General features: G+C 45.9%; 16 protein-coding genes. 9 read left to right on the top strand and 7 right to left on the bottom strand.

Going from position 1 to position 16,519, the window contains the following annotated elements:
• Nucleotides 1–145 precede the first annotated feature (145 nt).
• Both ACLFWI_RS12765 and ACLFWI_RS12760 read right to left on the bottom strand, forming a co-directional pair.
• Nucleotides 146–1,045, bottom strand: coding sequence for a S1 RNA-binding domain-containing protein (locus ACLFWI_RS12765; RefSeq protein WP_446413250.1), 900 nt, complete (start codon nt 1,043–1,045; stop codon nt 146–148).
• 83 nt (nt 1,046–1,128) lie between these two features.
• Entirely contained in the window at nt 1,129–1,869 is a 741-nt protein-coding gene (locus ACLFWI_RS12760; protein WP_446413249.1) for a dienelactone hydrolase family protein, read from the bottom strand.
• A gap of 587 nt (nt 1,870–2,456) precedes the next feature.
• Here ACLFWI_RS12760 and ACLFWI_RS12755 point away from each other — a divergent pair.
• The gene (locus ACLFWI_RS12755; protein ID WP_446413248.1) at nt 2,457–3,440 is read left to right on the top strand and encodes a GntR family transcriptional regulator; all 984 of its coding nucleotides are present in this window, start codon (nt 2,457–2,459) and stop codon (nt 3,438–3,440) included.
• Nucleotides 3,441–3,914: 474 nt separating this feature from the next.
• Here the strand turns inward: ACLFWI_RS12755 and ACLFWI_RS12750 are convergent, their stop codons facing one another.
• Both ACLFWI_RS12750 and ACLFWI_RS12745 read right to left on the bottom strand, forming a co-directional pair.
• Nucleotides 3,915–4,253, bottom strand: coding sequence for a DUF4870 domain-containing protein (locus ACLFWI_RS12750; RefSeq protein ID WP_446413247.1), 339 nt, complete (start codon nt 4,251–4,253; stop codon nt 3,915–3,917).
• Nucleotides 4,254–4,427: 174 nt separating this feature from the next.
• Nucleotides 4,428–5,813 (bottom strand): sensor histidine kinase, encoded by a 1,386-nt coding sequence (locus ACLFWI_RS12745; protein ID WP_446413246.1) that lies wholly within the window; start codon nt 5,811–5,813, stop codon nt 4,428–4,430.
• 508 nt (nt 5,814–6,321) lie between these two features.
• Here ACLFWI_RS12745 and prfC point away from each other — a divergent pair.
• The 5 genes from prfC (at nt 6,322) to ACLFWI_RS12720 (ending at nt 9,266) form a co-directional block, all read left to right on the top strand.
• A complete protein-coding gene (prfC, locus tag ACLFWI_RS12740) occupies nt 6,322–7,950 on the top strand; it encodes a peptide chain release factor 3 (protein ID WP_446413245.1) in 1,629 nt (542 codons plus the stop codon).
• Nucleotides 7,947–8,186: a hypothetical protein gene (locus tag ACLFWI_RS12735; RefSeq protein ID WP_446413244.1), complete on the top strand. Its 240-nt coding sequence runs from the start codon at nt 7,947–7,949 to the stop codon at nt 8,184–8,186. Before prfC ends, ACLFWI_RS12735 begins: the two co-directional genes overlap by 4 nt.
• A 53-nt stretch (nt 8,187–8,239) precedes the next feature.
• A complete protein-coding gene (locus ACLFWI_RS12730) occupies nt 8,240–8,680 on the top strand; it encodes a TIGR04255 family protein (RefSeq protein WP_446413243.1) in 441 nt (146 codons plus the stop codon).
• A gap of 191 nt (nt 8,681–8,871) precedes the next feature.
• Nucleotides 8,872–8,997, top strand: coding sequence for a DUF4058 family protein (locus ACLFWI_RS12725; RefSeq protein ID WP_446413251.1), 126 nt, complete (start codon nt 8,872–8,874; stop codon nt 8,995–8,997).
• A gap of 47 nt (nt 8,998–9,044) precedes the next feature.
• Nucleotides 9,045–9,266, top strand: coding sequence for a DUF4058 family protein (locus ACLFWI_RS12720; RefSeq protein WP_446413242.1), 222 nt, complete (start codon nt 9,045–9,047; stop codon nt 9,264–9,266).
• 262 nt (nt 9,267–9,528) lie between these two features.
• Here ACLFWI_RS12720 and purM read toward each other — a convergent pair whose 3' ends face one another.
• Both purM and ACLFWI_RS12710 read right to left on the bottom strand, forming a co-directional pair.
• A complete protein-coding gene (purM, locus tag ACLFWI_RS12715) occupies nt 9,529–10,572 on the bottom strand; it encodes a phosphoribosylformylglycinamidine cyclo-ligase (RefSeq protein WP_446413241.1) in 1,044 nt (347 codons plus the stop codon).
• Nucleotides 10,573–11,004: 432 nt separating this feature from the next.
• Nucleotides 11,005–11,163 carry a hypothetical protein gene (locus ACLFWI_RS12710; RefSeq protein WP_446413240.1) on the bottom strand — a complete coding sequence of 53 codons (159 nt, stop codon included), beginning with the start codon at nt 11,161–11,163 and terminating at the stop codon, nt 11,005–11,007.
• Between the two features lie 268 nt (nt 11,164–11,431).
• Here ACLFWI_RS12710 and ACLFWI_RS12705 point away from each other — a divergent pair, with 268 nt between their 5' ends.
• The 3 genes from ACLFWI_RS12705 (at nt 11,432) to ACLFWI_RS12695 (ending at nt 15,646) form a co-directional block, all read left to right on the top strand.
• Complete coding sequence (locus tag ACLFWI_RS12705; protein ID WP_446413239.1) at nt 11,432–12,559, top strand: septal ring lytic transglycosylase RlpA family protein; 1,128 nt, start codon at nt 11,432–11,434, stop codon at nt 12,557–12,559.
• 204 nt (nt 12,560–12,763) lie between these two features.
• On the top strand, nt 12,764–14,326 hold the full coding sequence (locus ACLFWI_RS12700; RefSeq protein ID WP_446413238.1) for a bifunctional pantoate--beta-alanine ligase/(d)CMP kinase: 1,563 nt from the start codon (nt 12,764–12,766) through the stop codon (nt 14,324–14,326).
• Nucleotides 14,327–14,743: 417 nt separating this feature from the next.
• Nucleotides 14,744–15,646, top strand: coding sequence for a polysaccharide deacetylase family protein (locus tag ACLFWI_RS12695; protein ID WP_446413237.1), 903 nt, complete (start codon nt 14,744–14,746; stop codon nt 15,644–15,646).
• Nucleotides 15,647–15,694: 48 nt separating this feature from the next.
• Here the strand turns inward: ACLFWI_RS12695 and ACLFWI_RS12690 are convergent, their stop codons facing one another.
• Nucleotides 15,695–16,072, bottom strand: a complete 378-nt coding sequence (locus ACLFWI_RS12690; RefSeq protein ID WP_446413236.1) for a DUF1823 family protein — start codon at nt 16,070–16,072, stop codon at nt 15,695–15,697.
• Nucleotides 16,073–16,519 lie beyond the last annotated feature (447 nt).

Below are 16,519 nucleotides of genomic sequence, written 5' to 3'. Positions count from 1 at the left end.
GGGTTTAGGGACTAACTTTGATTGTTGTTCCTAGCTTAGCTACAAAACCCGCCCTCACCTCCGTTCTTGGGCTGGGGCGGGTTTAGTCACATCTGGATGAAGTCAGAAATGATAATAATCAAACCCGCCCCTACACCTGTTCAGATTAGATAATTTTCGCCCTCGCCCGTTCTGAACGTGCCTCAGCACTTTCCATCACATCTGCCATTTTATGCACCATTTCTCCGGGGTAGTTTTCTAACACTTTTGTCGAGAGAGAAACGCGATTTGTCCCTTCATCTAAGTCAATCACGATCGCTTTAATTGATTGACCCACCTCAAACATATCGGTCAATGATTCCACCATGTTTTGGCTGACTTGCTTGATATGCAACAAGCCAGTAATTCCTTCTAATTCGACAAACACACCAAAAGGTCTGATGTTGGAGACAGTACCTTCCACTAACTGTCCGATTTCTAGCATCGAGAAACTTGCAGCGCGAGTAGCTTCCCGTTGGGAAAAGACTAACTTGCTGCGATCGCGATCGGCTTCTAGGATGCTTACGGTTAAACTTTGACCAATCAACGACTCTAAGTTCCCCCGTTGATTCAGGTGCGATCGCGGAATAAATCCTCGCAATCCCTGCCAATCTACCGTCACACCGCCTTTATTCACGCCAGTCACCTGCACCTGTAGGGACTTGCCACTGTCTTGGATTTGCGCCAGTTGATCCCAAATCTTATTGATTTCCAACTGACGCCGTGATAGAGTGATCTGACCTTCAGCATTCTGTTCCCGAATAATCAGAAACTCCAACTCTTCCTGCAATGGCAGTATCTCTGACCAATCTTCTACGGGTGCTACTGACACTTCGCCTCCCGGAACATACGCCAGAGATTTCCCGCCAATATCGACATAAACACCATCTACGTCGTAGCTATGCACTTTGCCTCGCACCACCTGCCCTTGGCTAAATTCGTAGTCATACTCTTCTAGGGCTTTGGCAAAATCTTCCATGGAAAAGGCAGTTTTGCTGGTTTGAGGACGGGTTGATTCTGAAGTCATGAGTATTAATTGTTGAAAAAAATAGATTTGCTATGTCATTTGCCATTGGGGATTATTGATGACAAATAATCGATGACGACTAACTACAGTTCCTGCTGAAATAGCGTCTTCACTTTTTCCCAAGCATCTTTTGCCGCTTGTGGGTTATAGCTGGCACGTTGATCGCAGAAAAATCCATGATCAGCGCCCTCATAGCCAAAGATCTGGTGGGAAATTTGCTGTTTTTTCAGTTCAGCTTCAATCTGGTTAACTTGTTCAGCCGGGATGCTAGCATCGTCCGAACCAAAGAAGAGATGAATGGTTCCGGTAATATCCTGGGTACGGGTAATCGTTGGTTCATCTCCTCCTGGCGTCATCGTGGCAATTCCGGCACCATAGAAAGAGGCTGTGGCTTTGATGTCGGGTAAGATTGCCGCTAGATAGGCGACGTGACCCCCAAAACAGAAGCCGATACAGCCGATCGCATTCGATTTAACGGGTGTTTGCCCCCTTAAGTAATCAATCGCCCCTTGGATGTCACCCAGCAGTTCCTCCGCCTTAGTTTGCGCCTTATACTCCTTGCCGATTTTCAGGTCTTGTTCGGTGTATCCCGTTTCAAAACCGGGGGCTTGGCGTTGATAGAGGGCGGGTGCGATCGCGACGTATCCCTCTTTGGCAATCCGCTGAGTCACGTCTCTGATATGGTCATTCACCCCAAAAATTTCTTGCAACACGACCACCCCTGGTAAAGACTCCTCTCCCACGGGCGTCGCTAAGTAAGCGTCTATTTGTAGAGAGCCGTTTGTAATCTTCACCCAATCGCTTTTGATTTCTCTAGCCGTCATAATTCAGGTTCATGCTGTTGTTCGTCGATCTATCGCAGTCCTCGCTGCTATGGCTTTTGACCTTCTGGTCAACGGTCAAACTTCTGCTTAATTGTAACGCTCACGTCCCCCCAATTCAGCCAATCATTTACGGATTATTATAATTCTATTGGTTTACTTATTATTTTTCAAGGATTTATTGTCTATTTCTGGGGGTGAGCCGACCCTCTAATGATTTGGACAAATATGAATAGGATTTTAGTTGTAAATCTGCTGACTTAAACAAAAAAACTTTGTGGCACTTTGTCATCTGATTCAACTAGACTATTTAATGAACACATATAATTAAGCTAACAGATTACCTGTTTTGTTTTTGACAGGATCGGCAAATTAAATGCACAAGAGCTTAGTCAAGAGGGTATTCTGGGATAAACCGCCAAATGATACATCAGATTAAGAAAATCCCACTTGTTTTAAGGTTTAGCTATGATACATGTTTAGAGAAATGCCTAGGTCAGGACTAGAGGGTCAGGCACCCACCATCCGATCTTCAACTGTACGTTATACTCTTGTGTCTATTGAAGAGCAAGTGCTTGGGAGACTTTATAATGGTTCAGCATCATATCCAGCCCGATAGCGAAATCCCTGCTTCAAAGCAGCTATTCGACCAAATTCAGTTTGCGATCGCATCTCGTCAATATCCACCGGGACATAAATTGCCCAGTACCCGTCAATTAGCGATGGAGACAGGGTTGCATCGGAATACAATTAGTAAAGTATACCGCCAGCTAGAAGAAACCGGACTGGTTGAATCCATCGCCGGATCAGGGATTTATGTGAAAGCCCAGGGTCATGAAGGCGGAACCCAGCGTCAATCTCCAATTCTCCAGCAATATCCACAAGCATCTGGTATTGTTCAGCAGAGTCTGGATGAATTACTCTCTCAAGGGTGTTCCCTCAATGAAGCCCGTGAACTCTTTTTAGCCGAAATTGACTGGCGGTTGCGCTGTAGTGCTAGAGTGCTGGTTACCGTAGAGTCAAGAGATATGGGCGCAGGGGAGTTAATGGTGCAGGAATTGGAATCCGCCCTCGGAATTCCCGTCCAGTTAGTCCCCTTAGAAGAATTAGCACAAACCCTAGAACGCACCAATTCCGGTACAGTCGTCACCAGCCGCTATTTTATCCAAAAAGCCGAAGCGATCGCCGCACCGAAATCTGTGCGGGTGATTCCTGTGGATATCCACGACTATGGACAAGAAATCGAAATTGTTAAAAGTCTTCCCAAAGACAGTTGTCTGGGTTGTGTCAGTCTGAGTGGGGGTATTCTACGGATTGTAGATGTGATTATCCACAGTTTACGTGGGGATGATTTACTCCTGATTACCGCTCAGGTTAGTGATAAATATAAACTTAATGCCTTAGTTCGTAGTGCGCGAACAATTATTAGCGATCAAGCCAGTTATGATACCGTTAAACGGGCAATTCTAGACGCCAGGGATGATCTGATCCGTCCGCCTAAGCTGGTTTGCAGTGAAAATTATATTGGGACAAAATCGATTAATTTACTCAAACGTGAGTTGGGTTTAGGGTAATTAGGGGTTGCTGAATAAGGATTGTGGTGAGGATAGGGAATAGGGAATAGGGAACGGTTGTAGTGCGAGCGTCTCGCTCGCTATTTGAGCGTCTCGCTCGCTATTTTGTATGTTTTTATCTATCAAGTTATCTCAGTGCCATGCCTAAGTTTACCTTTGCCGCTATCTCTCTAGACGATTTAAAATCCTTCATTCACCTCCATGAAGGAATAATCGGCAACTATGAATGGAACCAAACTGATTCTATGAGCGCCCCGTTTTCAAAACTGAATACTCTCGCGAATACGTTGAAAAACTAGAAGCAGAAACGATTCTCAAGCTCCTCAAAAGTATCGTGCAGCGTTCAATGTAATCTTGAGTGATCGTGTTGGATCAAAACCATGCCCTCGAACGAAGCGAAGGGTCAAAACTTAAAAGACTCCACCTTTTAACTTAGATGGAGTCCGAATGCCTGTAAACTAAATGAAGCGGAAATTATAGAACACGGAAGATAAAGGGATAGCGGAAAGATTGATCAGGATTGTTCAACACTTTCACAATCCCGATAATTGGCATAACGATATTCACGATACCCAAAAGACCTAATAGGGGCCAACCGATAAGGACAATTGTCAAGATGCCAAAGATTACGCCGTAAATCCAAAGGTTAATATGAAAGTTCAGCGATTCCTTCGCGTTTTCCTTCACCACTGGATCATCCGATACGAACAAAACGGCAATCGGAATACCGATAGATACTAGCGCCGCGCTAATAAAAATTGATCCATGACAAAGGGCAGATAAAAGCTTGCGTTTGTCGCTATCATAGGTCATGCGACAGACCTCCTTTCCCGAAGGGAAACTAACTTTTCATTCTGACTGTAGCAGGTTCTGTGAACAATACAGGTCGTAAATTCCGTCCTACGGAAGGGGGATATTTCTCTAGTGTCAAGAGGCAGGGGAGACCAAGGAGACAAACAGCCCTAAAATCTTGACAATTATTGTAGTTTATGATTTCAAACTAAGCTCTGGCTGAGGTACTCGTTGCTGTTGGTGCTGCTGAATCGGAATCTCGATCGCGAATTCTGCGCCTTGTCCCGGTGCAGATCGACATTGAAGCTGACCCTGATGTCTCTCGACGACGATTTGATAGCTAATCGATAGTCCTAATCCGGTTCCTTTCCCCACAGGTTTGGTGGTAAAGAAGGGGTCAAAGAGTTGACGCTGAGTTTTCTCAGTTATTCCCGGACCATTATCGATAATTCGGATCGCGACTCGGTTAGGTGCGATCGCTTCAGTCCGAATCCGAATAGTGGGATGATTTTGTCCATTATCCGCTGTTCTTGATTCCTCTAAGGCATCGATCGCATTACTCAATAGATTCATAAACACCTGATTGAGTTGTCCCACGTAGCATTCGACTTTGGGTAAGTCTCCGTACTCTTTAATAATTTGAATTTCCGCATATCCTGGTTTTGCCTTGAGTTGATTTTGTAGAATCAGCAACGTACCTTCTAACCCTTCATGCAAATCTACTACTTTCACCTCAGCTTGATCCATCCGGGCAAAGTTACGCAACGACAGCACAATCTGACGAATCCGCTTGGTTCCCACTTCCATTGATTCGAGTAGGTTAGGTAAGTCGTCTTGCACAAATGCTAAATCCATCTGTTCCGCCATCGTTTGAATTTCCGGGGCGGGTTGGGGATAGTGCTTATCGTAGAGGGAAACTAATTTCAGTAAATCTAGAGCATAATTTTTAGCATGTACCAAATTCCCGACAATAAAATTAACTGGATTATTAATTTCATGGGCTAACCCGGCGACGAGTTGTCCCAAACTGGACATTTTCTCCGTATGAACTAATTGGGCTTGGGCATGTTTCAAGTCACACAACGCCTTTTCTAAGAGGGTGGCTTTTTGCTGAATTTCATCCTGCGATCGCCGCAATGCCACTTCGGTTTGCTGGCGTTCTCGAATTTCAGCTTCTAAACGCTTATTGGCGGCTTCAAGTTCCACCGCACTGGCAACATCAAAGGCTTTGGGCATTAATGGGATTAATTCTAAAGCAGTATAGACGGAAATTAACGCTGTGATCGCTTTGATTAATCCAAATAGCCAATAATCGGGATGCCAAATCGTCCAAATTGCCATAGCATGAGTAATACCGCAGGCAATGATAAAAGCGGCAAACATGAGAAAGACCCGGGAAAATGGCAAATTCCGTCGCTGGCAAACAAAATAGATTAAGGTTAAGGGAATTGAGGCATAAGCCAGGGCAATGAACCCATCGGATAACAGATGTAGCCAGACTAAACCGGGCTTCCACAGGTAGCAGCTGCCATGAGGCATGAAAAGTGGGGCAGTCAAACTGTGCGTGATTAACGACTGCATAATGTCTCCTTCTAATTAATACTCAACTCTTATCTGGTCATATTAAAACGGTTTGAGGGGACTCAATCAGTGATCCGTGAAGCCTTGCATCATGACTCAGCGTCCTAGCGTGACACAACTACAATAGTGGAAGGGATTTTACGATCAAGTCGGGCATCATCCTTTGCTCCCCTAAAGTTTCCGGGCGTAAGCGTCATCTATAAAATTAGGTGGGCTACACCAGTACAGTGGGAAATTGAACTCACGAGTCAGATGATAACTCCTCATACTCATGCTGTTAACCTTTGAACCTGAAGGAATTGGATTGACTCAAAAGGCGCTGATTTCAGTATTCCCCAGAATTAGCAGAAATTACACCTTCTAGGGTTATAACCTACGGGTTTAATTTTGATAAAAAAAGCTTGACGATTTATGACTTAGGATATAGAAAATACTAAGTCAAGCCAACCGACCCAGAAGCTCAACTTCTATAATGGAAGGCTGAGTGTTCCGTAATTAGGCGTTTTGAATGTCCACTGAACTTAAGGCTGAACTGCAAACGGCGGTTGAACACCGACGGAATTTTGCGATTATTTCCCACCCAGACGCGGGGAAGACGACGCTGACGGAGAAGCTGTTGCTATATGGAGGTGCGATTCACGAAGCTGGGGCGGTAAAAGCACGACGGGCGCAGCGTAAGGCAACGTCAGACTGGATGGCGATGGAACAACAACGGGGAATTTCGATTACCTCGACGGTGTTGCAGTTTGAGTATAAGAATCGCCAGATTAATTTGCTGGACACGCCGGGACACCAAGATTTTAGTGAAGATACCTATCGCACATTGGCGGCGGCGGATAATGCGGTGATGCTGGTGGATTCGGCGAAGGGTTTGGAACCACAGACGCGCAAGTTATTTGAAGTCTGTCGGATGCGATCGCTGCCGATTTTCACATTTATGAATAAAATGGATCGTCCGGCGCGGGAACCCTTGGAACTGTTGGATGAAATTGAGCAGGAGTTAGGATTACAGACGTATGCCGTGAATTGGCCCATTGGTATGGGCGATCGGTTTAAGGGGGTGTTTGACCGCCGTCTGCGGCAAATTCACTTATTTGAACGCACGGCACATGGGAGTAGGGAAGCGGGAGATACGGTTCTCGATTTGGGGGATTCCCGGATTGAAAAATTGCTGGATCAAGATCTTTATTATCAGTTGAAAGAAGAGTTGGAACTGATTGAGGAGATTGGACCTGATTTAGATTTAGAGTGGGTGCATCAGGGTCAGATGACGCCTGTATTCTTTGGCAGTGCTATGACCAATTTTGGCGTCAAGCTATTTTTGGATGCCTTTTTAGAGTACGCCATGCAACCGGAAGCCTATAAGTCTACTGAGGGTGAAATGCCGCCCACCTATCCCGACTTCAGCGGATTTGTATTTAAGCTGCAAGCGAATATGGACCCCAAGCACCGGGATAGGGTGGCATTTGTCCGGGTTTGTACAGGTCGATTTGAAAAAGACATGACTGTGAGTCATGCGCGGACTGGTAAAACGGTACGGTTGTCAAGACCCCAGAAACTATTTGCCCAAGGCAGGGAATCTTTGGATGTGGCATATCCAGGGGATGTGATTGGGTTAAATAATCCAGGGATGTTTGCGATCGGGGATACGATTTACAATGGCAAGCGTTTGGAGTATGAAGGGATTCCTTGCTTTTCTCCGGAATTATTTGCCTATTTAAAAAATCCCAATCCCTCTAAATTTAAGCAATTCCACAAAGGGGTAATTGAGTTACGGGAAGAGGGGGCGATACAGATTATGTACTCTGTAGATGAATCCAAACGCGACCCAATTTTAGCCGCCGTGGGACAGTTGCAATTTGAGGTGGTACAGTTCCGTTTACAGAATGAATATGGCGTCGAAACGTTATTGGATATGTTGCCCTATAGTGTTGCCCGTTGGGTAGCGGGGGGGTGGCAAGCCTTAGAGAAAGCGGGACGGCTATTTAACACGGCGGTGGTGAAAGATAACTGGGGGCGTCCAGTTTTGTTGTTTAAGAATGAGTGGAATTTACAACAGGTGATTGGGGATCATCCAGAGTTGCAGTTGAATGCGACAGCGCCTGTGACATCGGGACAGGAACCTGATTCGTTGTGACCTCTCCCCTAACCCCTCTCCGGCGAGGAGAGGGGAATAAAGAAAAAACTGATGGCGAATGGAATGGACGTTACCGTCCCGCTTCGCTAACACAGCTACACAAACCAAGTCCGCCTGCGCGGACTGATGTTGAGACTGAGTTGACTGAAATAACGACAACATGGTCACAATTGACAGCCCAGCAATTCTTTTCCGGATACAGCGAGGCAGATGCTATCTATGACAACGTTATGTGAGTTATAATTTAAGCTGAAATTACGATGGTTTATTTTGTGGCGAAAACGGGTTGATGTACTTACCGGAGTCCGAGCGTGTAATTTATGAACGCAATCCCCTTATTCAGGTTGCGTGCCAATTGCGGTTCCCACCCATACTTAAGATTTCTCGCCAAGAGCCAGTGGATTTTCAGGATGAGATCAGGTTTCAGTACCCACTCTTCGAGAGTACACAGCCGCAGGTTCCATCTGAAATCTCTCAAGCCATTCAAAAATTTGGTTTACCCCTATTGAGCGATATATCCTATAGTTTTAAATCTGAAGACCAGATATGGCACTTATGTATTAGCAAAGATTTTATTACTCTAAGTACATCTGCATACGAGAGGTACGAACATTTCCAAAAACGTTTTCGAGAAGCGGTTGAACTTTTTGAGAGAATATATACACCATCTTTCGCTTTTCTCAAGATAATCTGTCTACTATTCCAGCTAGCCCGGTTAAAGGTAAATTGAAATCTGCTCACGTTAGACCACCTATTGTTGTGGAACCATAGCTTGTCTAACAATATTTGATGCATGAAGAAACAAGCTATTTCAGATGTCCTCATGCTCCTGACCCATCTCGGTAAATCCGCTACGATCAATAAAATAGTAGTTTTGCGATCGCACGATGCCTTCCCCCTTTTCCTGGGATGAATCCATACCTGGAAACTCCCCAACTATGGTCAGAATTTCATAGTCGGCTAATTGTCGAGATCGCAGATGCACTCAACCCTCAAATCCTGCCGAAATATAGGGCGGCGGTTGAACGTCACATTATCGTATCCTGATTAGTCAGGCTGATCAGCGTCCTCGTGCTAATTTATATTCTTTATCCTTGCCAACTCCAATTCCTATTTTGAAAATTCCTCTTCGTAAAGGAGAGAATGAACCGACACTCGATTTACAACGTTTAATTCACGAGGTATATGATCGCGCGGGTTTTGCCTTTGTCATTGATTACAATCGTCGGCTTTCCCCGCGTCTTACTCAAGCCGATCAAACTTGGTTGACGGAACATCTAAAATCCCAGGATTTGATCAACTTATCGGATTCCTAACGTTTCACAGGAAGTCTAGAAACCTGCGTCGGGGCGGGTTTAGTTAAAGAAAGGGTGCAACCGAAAAGATAGTTGTAGAGACGTTGCATGCAACGTCTCTACTAAAAAGGCAAAATAAAGATGAATGATACCAAATCCGGGTTAACTACCCCCCTTATAACCCAGTCCGCGCAGGCGGACTTTGTTTGTTTAGCAGCGATTTCAATCGCCATGGTAAAACAATCGCCATGGCAAAAGGGGATTCTTATTCAACAAATCATAATTAACCCGATAGACCAACCACTTCCCCCGAACCTTCAACCACTTCCCCAATCCGATAAGCCGTAACACCTTGAGATTCAAACCAGCGACAAGTTTTTTCGGCTTGAACAGATGACACCAACACCACAAACCCAATCCCCATATTGAACGTATTAAACATCTCCTCCCGACTCACTTGACCCGCCTCAGCTAACCATTGAAAAATAGGTAAAATCTCCCAGCTATTCGGCTCAATCTGCACCGATTGCCCTTGACCTAAACACCGGGGTAAATTCTCTGGTAAACCGCCACCCGTAATGTGAGCCATTCCATGAATTTCAATTCCAGCCTGTAGCGCATCTAGAATCGGTTTCACGTAAATTTGAGTCGGTGTCAGCAACAGGTCTCCTAAACGTTGACCCCCTAGTAAATCGGGACAGGTATCCCAACTTAAGGGAGAATCCTGGTTAATTGAATCGCTAACAATTTTGCGGACTAAACTAAACCCATTACTGTGAATCCCCTGACTGGCTAAACCAATCGCCACATCTCCCAATTGCACCTGAGAACCGTCTAAAATTTCGCTTTTTTCCACAATTCCCACGCCAAACCCAGCAATGTCATACTCTCCCGGTTGATAAAAACCGGGCATTTCTGCGGTTTCTCCTCCCAACAACGCGCAGCCAGCCTGACGACATCCCTGAGCGATACCCGCTACCACCTGCGTGAGTTGTGCTTGATTCAGTTTTCCTGTGGCTAAATAGTCCAAAAAAAATAGGGGTTGTGCGCCAGATGTCAAGACATCGTTGACACACATGGCAACTAAGTCAATACCAACGGTGTCATGACGATTCAACTCGTGAGCCAGTTTCAGCTTTGTCCCCACTCCATCGGTACCCGACACTAAAACGGGTTCGCGATATCCCATCGGTAACTGGAAACAACCATTAAAGCCACCGAGTCCCCCTAAAACTTCGGGTCGATGGGTGCTTTGGACTAGCCCTCTAATCTGCTGTACAAACGCTCGACCTGCTTCGATATCAACACCAGCTTCTCGATAATCCATGGGATAGCATTAGGAATGAAAGAATTTTTCTAAATGTAGGGGCGGATTTCACTATTATCATTTTTTTCCGCCCCGATGTGACTCAACCCGTTCCCACCGAGGAATGTAGGGGCGGGTTTTACTATTATCGTTTTTTTCCCACCTTGATGTGACTAAACCCGCCCCAACCAAAGTTGTGAGGGTGTCCTTTGTTTTCCTCCCTCGGATATTTTACAGGTTGATCCCGGCAAAGCCTAGAGTAAAAGCACGACATCTTCCCTGCTGATGGTGGTTCAACTGTGATTAAGCTGTTGGGCATTTAAACCTTAATGTCAAGAATGGCTCCCATCCTTGGTGTGCGTTTAGCGAAGCCATGCCGCAGGCTTTAGCGAAGCCATGCCGCAGGCTTTGCATCTTGTTTGCTACTAATACCCCATTTAAATGCATGAGAGCTTACACCAAGCAACGCTCTAGAAGGGCGGGTTTATTACAGTTATCGGTTTTTGCCAAAACGTTATCGGTAAAACCCGCCCCTACAGCATTGATGGAAAACCTTCGCCGCGACGGTCGAGGTTTGTTGTCTCTATTGTAAAGTTTTGTTAAAAAACTCATAAATTCCCTGAGAGGGGTAAAAGGGGAAAATCCTTGACCTATCAAGCTTTAGAGCAAATTATATGATATCGCACTTTGGAAAATCTTATGGCTGATTCCCAAAAATCACTGATCCCCAAACCCAAAACTTCGTGTTAGTCTGTGTCAGTTCCATAAAAATAGGGCGAAATCGAAATGAGTATGAGTTGCAGCAGATTTTTCTTAATTCTCTTGCATCACCACCCATAACCCTAAACGTAGAATTCCAGAGGCTTTTAATCATAGGCTTATGAATCAGCGAATTTTGAGTGGTCTCACTGTTACCTTCTTAACCACAGCCCTCAGCACAGTGATATCCCATCCGGCTAACCAAGCTCAGGCAGTTGACCAAGGTTCTGAGGGCAATTTGACTCCCGCTCAAGCGCTACAATCTCCGCAAACAACTCCCTCCACCTCCTCTCAACCAACCCCTCAGCCGCCAGAGGTGGTAAAAGTGGGAGAATTTCAATCCCCAACGGCTCAAGTTGGGGAAGCAGAAGAAATCATTGCTAAAATTCATGCCTATTCACTTGATGGGCGTCAGGCGGCTACTCTTTATGTACGCGACATCCCTGTCCTGACGTTCTTAGGTTCTCCGGCAATTGCCAATAATGACACCAAAGTGGGAGAAGTGGCTCTGGGAGATGACTCTGAACCAGAGTATTCCTCATCCAAAACGGCGTCTGACTATCAATCTATTCAGGTAGATCAACTGGACAACACCGCCTCGCCCAGTGTCACCTTGACCAGTAATGCCAATCCAGATGATGCCCTATGGCGGGCGACGGCGGTTGCGGCTCAACTCAATCAACTGCATCGGGATAAGATTAATGCAGACGCGATCGCAGTTCGTTGGAATCAAGAGTGTAACTGCTACAGCATCCAGGTAAACGACCAGGAGTTGGTGCAAGTTAACGAAAACACCATCCTGCCCGATACCACCCAAAACCTAGCCGAAGATGCCCTGCAAGCCACCAACAGACTGCGACGCTTGATGGGTAATGCTCCCCCCATACGCGAAATTGAAGGGAAACCCAAAGCTCAAACCCTCGCCCAAGTCGCCCTGGGTCCAGTACGCTTCCAGGTTAAGGGTATTGCCTCCTGGTATGGTCCAGGCTTTCACGGCAACCGCAGCGCCAGTGGTGAGCGATTCAATCAAAATGCCCTAACCGCCGCTCATCGCAGCTTACCCTTTGGTACTAACGTGCGAGTCACCAACTTAAATAATGGTCGTTCCGTTATCGTGCGGATTAATGACCGAGGACCCTATATCAGAGGGCGAGTCATTGACCTTTCCGCCGCCGCCGCCAGAGTCCTAGGATTGATTAGGACGGGTGTGGCACCTGTACGGATTGAGGTTTTAGATAACTACTACTAGGAGATAGTTTTGATTGTGTCTGAGAGGAGAGGGCGACCCGACCCAATTGAGTGAACTGGAGTTGTTCATTAGTGCAAGCGGGTCGCCCCGACAAAGTTCATAAATTCTTGGACGAATGACAAAGGACAAATGACCAATGACCAATGACCAATGACCAATGACAAAATTGCTAACATCGATCTAAGATCCAACCACTAAACTCTCATGCGTCTGTTTACGACAATCGCGGGATTGCGCTGCCACTTAGAACGTCATCGAACCCAAAAAACTGTCGGTTTAGTGCCGACGATGGGGGCGTTGCACCCCGGTCATCTGAGCTTAATCGAGCGGGCAAGACGCGAAAATGCTATTGTTGTTGTCAGCATTTTTGTCAATCCACTCCAGTTTGGACCAGGGGAAGATTTGCAGCAATACCCGCGTCAGTTGGAGCAGGATCAACGCTTTTGTGAACAAGCGGGAGTTGATGTGATTTTTGCGCCCACAGCCGTGGAGTTGTATGGCGATGACCCATCGGATTCAGACACCCTGGCGGAGTTCACTCAAGTTACACCACCACCAGCGATGACCTCTATTTTATGTGGTCATTCCCGTCCAGGTCACTTTCAGGGAGTGGCGACGGTGGTGACGAAGTTATTAAATTTAGTTCAACCCGATCGCGCTTATTTTGGTCAAAAGGATGCTCAACAATTGGCGATTATTCGCCGCTTGGTTACAGATCTAAATTTGCCTGTCACTATCATATCTTGTCCGATCGCCCGTGAGCCGTCAGGTCTTGCCTATAGTTCTCGGAATCAGTATTTGACGCCAGCACAAAAGGCACAAGCTCCGATTCTCTACAAGGGTTTACAAAATGCCCAAAATGTGTTTAAAACTGGGGAGCGCGATCGCACGTCCTTAATTGCCGCTGTTACCTCAGAACTCAGCTTGATAGAGGAGATTCAAGTTGAGTACATTGAATTAGTTCATCCCACGACTCTGACACCCCTAGAGGAAGTGGAAGACCAAGGATTACTCGCGATCGCGGCTCGTCTGGGTTCAACTCGTTTAATTGATAATATTCTGCTGCGAAATCGCCGACCGATTATTGCTATTGATGGACCTGCGGGAGCGGGTAAATCCACCGTGACTAGGTTAGTGGCGCAGCAATTAGGCTTAATGTATCTGGACACAGGAGCCATGTATCGGGCGGTGACATGGCGAGTGCTGCAAGCCGGAATTGATTTGAGCGATGAACCTGCGATCGCGGAATTGGTGAGTCAATGTCAAATTTCCCTGATCAGTAGTGGTTCCCAACCCCAAAGCCTGAGGGTGTGGATTGATGGCAAAGAAGTCACCCAGGCGATTCGCTCCTTAGAGGTTACCGCCAATGTATCTCTTGTCGCGGCGCTTCCGGTTGTGCGTCACGAATTAGTCAAACAGCAGCAGCGCTGGGCGTCTAAGGGTGGTGTTGTCGCTGAAGGGCGAGATATCGGGACTCATGTTTTCCCCGATGCTGAACTGAAAATTTTTCTCACCGCCTCGGTTCAAGAACGGGCACGCCGACGCCTGCAAGATCTCCAAGACGAAGACCAAGGTACTGTCAGTTTAGAACAGCTAGAGGCAGATATTCAATTACGAGATCAGCGTGACAGCACTCGCACCTTAGCTCCCCTGCACCAAGCCGCCGACGCGATTGAAATCAATACGGATGGATTAACAATTCCTGAAGTTACGGATAGAATTATTAGTGAATACCACAAAAAAACATTATTGTCAACTAACAAATAAAAGCTTGCCTCAAAAAATTACCCTTCTACCCTGCTTCTACGTTTCTAACTTTTAACTTCCGAAACCTGCTGTCTTCTGCTACACCCACTACTCACAAAAACTGATCCTTTATCCCGGATATACTGCCATTTGCGTCGTAACTAACAAAAGAATCATTAACACTAAGGCGTATTTCGGTATCCAGTTGCCCTACAGCGAACTGAATATCGCCCGAAATGGTTGCGTTTAGCGATTGAGACACAGGGTTTAGCATCAGAATTGATCAAGCGGGTTGATCTACGCTTAGACATTTATGTCTGGCGATAGATTAACCCGCCGCTTGGATTATTCTGCAACAAGAATGATCCAAACATTGCTGATCTGCTAAACAACCATGACGTGCCGCCTGTGTATGCAGAGGAGTGAAGGAGACGTAAGGTGGCAAACCCTTGTCAGTTAGTTTGGCAGTACAGATTATCCATTAGTTTAATCGCTGCCACACTTGGTTTTATTGCAAGTTTGACTGTATCCGTTGCTCGTTCAGTTAATCCAAAACTAGCGATCCCTAGTCCAAATCTGAACCAACAAGAACGATCAAAATCCCAGAGTTTGCAAATCAAGGGCTTACTTGGAGAGGAACAAGACATCTATGAAAAAATGCTGACTCACTTAGCAGAGGAAGAAGCCAAGCGCTTAACCTTTTCCGTACCCGTCGAATTTCAAGGCAAAACCATTCATTCCCTTGTCCTCAACGATAAAGTGAAAGTGATTGCCCTTACGTTTGATGATGGACCTTCATCGCAGACAACCCCCCAAGTTTTAGACATTCTCAAACGAGAAAATATCAAAGCCACCTTTTTTGTTGTCGGTAAGACGGTTAAGAATCATCCCCAGCTTATGAAACAAATTGTGGCTGAAGGTCATGCCATTGGTAACCATACTTGGAATCATCACTATCATCAGTACAGTCCATCAGGGGCAGCGCATGAATTGGAGACAACCGCCCAGTTAATTCATCAACTCACTGGCGTCAAAACGGCGTTATTTAGACCGCCTGCTGGCATTTTACATAACGGCTTAGTCAGCTATGCTCAACAAAAAAAGTATGCCGTAATTATGTGGTCAGCCGATACAAAAGATTGGCAGAGTCATCGGATAACTGTGCCAAAATTAATCAATAACGCCCTGGAAGACGCGCAACCGGGTGGTATTATTTTACTGCACGATGGTGGTGGCGATCGCTCTAAAACAGTGGAAGCTTTACCGAAGTTAATTACTGAACTCAAACAGCGTGGTTATCAATTTGTCACCGTGCCAGAATTATTGGATATGTCAGATTGATACTAAGTCGCGTTCTATCATGTCTAGGAATAGCCAAGCGTGAAGCTTTTACGCTTGGCTCAATCCCCTATCTTTCATATAACTTAACAGCCAATTGGCAGCCGTGGCTCGACGAGTCTGTCTCGGACCAAATTCGCCGATTTTATAGCCTTTAAATCCTAACTGTTCTTTCAATAACTGTTTATTTTCCTTGGGGATTGAACGAGTGAGTTTAGTGGTGGCGGGACGACTCTCGATAAAGTTGGGTGGTTCCGGATAGTCTTGTTGCCATTCCGGAGGTAAATTTGTACAGTCCCATTGGCTTGTTTCTGGGTCATAGCGATACCCCAAATAGTGCCAGACTAGTTGATTTACGGTATCATCATTCAGCTCTTCGTTCAGGATTTGCCAAAGGGTTTCGGTATTGAGTGGAGGTAGTTGAGACATGAGTTTAATAGTTTTGAGTTTTGGGTTTTGAATCTGTAGGGGCGGGTTTGACGACTATCCTTTCTGGGCTTACCCAAATGCGACTAAACCCGCCCCGACTTGACCCTTCGCTTTTCGGGTATAGTTTTGAGTGGCTATTTGGCGCTAGCTATTGATGATAATGTTACCTCAAAACCTGTTCTTCTGGAGTCGGATATTGTTGAGTGTAGAGAAATAACCGGGTACGTCTGGTGGTGAGTTAATCCTAAGCAGAAGGTTTGGCTAACAGAACTTATCTGTGCCTGATACCGATTTTGCCAACAAGGTAGAATACAAGAGATGCACTCCCACGGAAGGGGGATCTCCAAAGGGGGACGGAAGGGGGATCTGAAGGGGGACTTTGATCTACTGTACTTTAAGTAGGTGGGGACAATTAAAGTTAACGGTGGGGAACTCGCTTTCGCGAGA

Origin of the sequence: Coleofasciculus sp. (assembly GCF_046539235.1) — a bacterium.
GTDB lineage: Bacteria > Cyanobacteriota > Cyanobacteriia > Cyanobacteriales > Coleofasciculaceae > Coleofasciculus.
The sequence above is the reverse complement of the archived record's forward strand: the minus strand, read 5'-3'. Positions and strand labels throughout refer to the sequence as shown.

Coding starts and splice junctions, on each gene's coding strand:
- ACLFWI_RS12755 (WP_446413248.1), top strand. CDS start 2,457: ATGGTTCAGCATCATATCCAGCCCGATAGCGAAATCCCTGCTTCAAAG.
- ACLFWI_RS12730 (WP_446413243.1), top strand. CDS start 8,240: ATGTACTTACCGGAGTCCGAGCGTGTAATTTATGAACGCAATCCCCTT.
- purM (WP_446413241.1), bottom strand. CDS start 10,572: ATGGATTATCGAGAAGCTGGTGTTGATATCGAAGCAGGTCGAGCGTTT.
- ACLFWI_RS12690 (WP_446413236.1), bottom strand. CDS start 16,072: ATGTCTCAACTACCTCCACTCAATACCGAAACCCTTTGGCAAATCCTG.
- ACLFWI_RS12745 (WP_446413246.1), bottom strand. CDS start 5,813: ATGCAGTCGTTAATCACGCACAGTTTGACTGCCCCACTTTTCATGCCT.
- prfC (WP_446413245.1), top strand. CDS start 6,322: ATGTCCACTGAACTTAAGGCTGAACTGCAAACGGCGGTTGAACACCGA.
- ACLFWI_RS12700 (WP_446413238.1), top strand. CDS start 12,764: ATGCGTCTGTTTACGACAATCGCGGGATTGCGCTGCCACTTAGAACGT.
- ACLFWI_RS12710 (WP_446413240.1), bottom strand. CDS start 11,163: ATGAGTTTTTTAACAAAACTTTACAATAGAGACAACAAACCTCGACCG.
- ACLFWI_RS12765 (WP_446413250.1), bottom strand. CDS start 1,045: ATGACTTCAGAATCAACCCGTCCTCAAACCAGCAAAACTGCCTTTTCC.
- ACLFWI_RS12760 (WP_446413249.1), bottom strand. CDS start 1,869: ATGACGGCTAGAGAAATCAAAAGCGATTGGGTGAAGATTACAAACGGC.
- ACLFWI_RS12750 (WP_446413247.1), bottom strand. CDS start 4,253: ATGACCTATGATAGCGACAAACGCAAGCTTTTATCTGCCCTTTGTCAT.
- ACLFWI_RS12705 (WP_446413239.1), top strand. CDS start 11,432: ATGAATCAGCGAATTTTGAGTGGTCTCACTGTTACCTTCTTAACCACA.